We start from the raw sequence: 2,809 nt of genomic DNA, 5'->3' as shown, positions 1-2,809 counted from the left end.
TTTTCCAAGCTTATCAAAGCTCCTATCGTATAGTGGTAATTTTTTTAACGTTAACTTTTAACATCCTACGATCAAGATTATCATTGATTTTAGACAAATTGGTGCAGTTCAACCCCTTCATTAATCGGAATTGCGTCGATTAAGGCTTCAACATTCTTAACATTTTTTAACTATTATTCAAGCTCGAATTCTCTAGCCCAGGTAGGTAGATTGGCGATCGGTCAGTCCGCCCGACTAGTATTGGAGTGGATTTCGATCCTCACTCCCATAAAACCCCACCTCCCATCTACCCATCTACCCTCTACCCCTTACCCTCTCCATAATGGCAAAACAGCCGCGCACATCCTACGTCTGTAATGAATGCGGATCGACATCCCCTCAATGGTATGGAAAATGTCCGATCTGTAATACTTATGGTTCGCTGATCGAACAAGCACCACCCTCGACATCCAGAGGGGGTGTAGGTGCAAAAAGTAATCATAGTCGATCGAGCGGCGAGCAGCCTCACCCCTTAGCGGCGCTAACTTTTCCCGAAATTATCGATGGTGAGGAAGAACGCTGGGCGTCAGGATTTGGCGAACTCGATCGCGTCTTGGGTGGCGGCATCGTCCCTGGCTCCCTCGTTTTAATTGGTGGCGATCCGGGGATTGGTAAATCTACCTTGCTGCTGCAAACTGCCAACCTGATGTCCAAGCATTATCGAGTGCTGTATGTCTGTGGCGAGGAATCGGGCAAGCAAGTCAAACTTAGAGCCTCCCGCTTGGGTGTTGAAGGCACCAAAGGCGAATTTACCCCCGAACCGATCGAGACAGATGGCGAAATTGTCTTAGCCAAACCCCTTACCGTCGCCGATGGCGCAAATTTATACGTCCAAGCCGAGACAGATCTCGAAGAAATTCTCCGGGAGTTAGAATCGCTCAAGCCGCACGTCGCTGTCATCGATAGTATTCAGACGGTGTATTTTCCCGCGCTCACCTCCGCCGCTGGATCGGTGGCTCAGGTGCGCGAGTGTACCGCAGCTTTGATGAAAGTCGCCAAACGGGAAGACATTACCCTCCTGATTGTCGGACACGTCACCAAAGAAGGGGCAATCGCGGGGCCGAAAGTTTTGGAGCATTTAGTCGATACCGTTTTATATTTCGAGGGCGACAGGTTTGCCTCTCATCGTCTCCTGAGATCCACCAAAAATCGCTTTGGAGCCACTCATGAAGTGGGAGTCTTCGAGATGGTCGATCGCGGGTTGCGAGAGGTTGACAACCCTTCTGAGCTGTTTGTAGGCGATCGGCAGGGGATGGCTCCAGGGACGGCGATCGTGGTGGCTTGTGAGGGTACGCGCCCGATCGTTGTAGAGTTGCAAGCTTTAGTCAGTCCGACGAGTTATCCATCACCTAGGCGAGCGGGTACGGGCATCGATTACAACCGTTTGACGCAAATTCTCGCCGTACTCGAAAAACGGGTGGGGATTCCGCTCTCCAAATTAGATGCTTATGTCGCCTCCGCAGGTGGGCTAAATGTCTCGGAGCCAGCCGTAGACTTGGGGATGGCGATCGCGATCGTGGCAAGTTTTCGCGATCGGGTAGTCGCGCCCTTTACGATCCTGATCGGTGAAATCGGCCTGGGCGGACAAGTTCGCCAAGTATCCCAGTTAGAGTTACGCCTTAAAGAAGCGGCTAAACTGGGCTTTAAACGCGCGATCGTGCCCAAAGGACATCAAACTTTTCCCGATCTGGGCATGGAAATTATTCCCGTCGGACGCGTCATCGATGCGATCGTCGCTGCCTTGCCTGCTGAAACTGAAGTCGAAGACGTGGATGAAGATTGATGTTTTGTAACGTAACGGACATCAATCGTCAGTACATGTTGGTGTTAAATTAATTTGTACTTCCGGGATTATTGACGATGAAAAAAAATCAGTTTTGGCAGTACTTAGTTAGTGCGATCGCGATTACCCTGTTACTTCCCAGTTTGGCAAGCGCGCATACTGGAGTCGGCGATTCTGGCGGCTATTGGCAGGGATTAGTACACCCCTTTAGTGGTTTAGATCATATCCTAGCGATGGTAGCGGTAGGTTTATGGGCGGCTCAGATCGGCGGGAAGGCTCTTTGGGTAGTACCTAGTGCCTTTATGTTAGCAATGGCTGGTAGTAGTGTGGCGGGATATTTCGGGCTACCTTTGCCCGGTGTCGAACAAGGGATCTTAGCTTCTGATTTTATCCTTGGTTTGCTATTACTATTTGCCGCTCGTTTACCGCTAGCTATTAGCACGGGGATTGTCGCAAGTCTGGCGATTTTTCATGGCTACGCTCATGGAGCCGAAATGCCTGCGACGGCTTCAGGACTGTCTTATGGGTTTGGTTTTATTATTTCAACTGCTACTTTGCATCTAGCTGGCATTGGACTGGGATTAACCATCGTTGGCGAAGCCTCTCCTCTGGAGAATCGTTATCAACCCAAACTCAAAACATTGTTATTTCGGTTTGGTGGCGGTGCTGTCATCCTCGGTGCTGTCTATGTCTCCGTTGCTGGTTAGTAACATCAGCTATTGGGATCGACTTTCTGAGAGACTTGAAATGAGTTAAGCGAGGGTATTGTATCAATCGGGCAACAGTCAATGGATAGATGGGATAAATGTTAAATTATTAGTAACTGAGGAATATTTGTAACCGATTAGCTCGAGCTGGCGCTAAAGGTTTGTAGCTCAAAACTCTATTCCCAAGCGTCACCTCGAAGTCGATCGATCTCTGCTATCCCCTATCACCTAACTGTGTATGTTCCCGATCGATGATGACAATCCCACGATAATTACCCCG

General features: G+C 49.4%; 2 protein-coding genes. Both read left to right on the top strand.

Annotation, left to right across the window (positions count from 1 at the left end; translation table 11 throughout):
- Window positions 1–322: 322 nt before the first annotated feature.
- The gene (radA, locus tag RMO35_RS02960; protein WP_309738452.1) at window positions 323–1,822 is read left to right on the top strand and encodes a DNA repair protein RadA; all 1,500 of its coding nucleotides are present in this window, start codon (window positions 323–325) and stop codon (window positions 1,820–1,822) included.
- A 77-nt stretch (window positions 1,823–1,899) separates the two neighbouring features.
- Entirely contained in the window at window positions 1,900–2,529 is a 630-nt protein-coding gene (locus tag RMO35_RS02955; RefSeq protein WP_309738451.1) for a HupE/UreJ family protein, read from the top strand.
- Window positions 2,530–2,809 lie beyond the last annotated feature (280 nt).

It is taken from the genome of Chamaesiphon sp. OTE_20_metabat_361, assembly GCF_031364565.1.
This window is presented reverse-complemented; position numbering and strand designations above follow the sequence as displayed.

Coding starts and splice junctions, on each gene's coding strand:
- radA (WP_309738452.1), top strand. CDS start 323: ATGGCAAAACAGCCGCGCACATCCTACGTCTGTAATGAATGCGGATCG.
- RMO35_RS02955 (WP_309738451.1), top strand. CDS start 1,900: ATGAAAAAAAATCAGTTTTGGCAGTACTTAGTTAGTGCGATCGCGATT.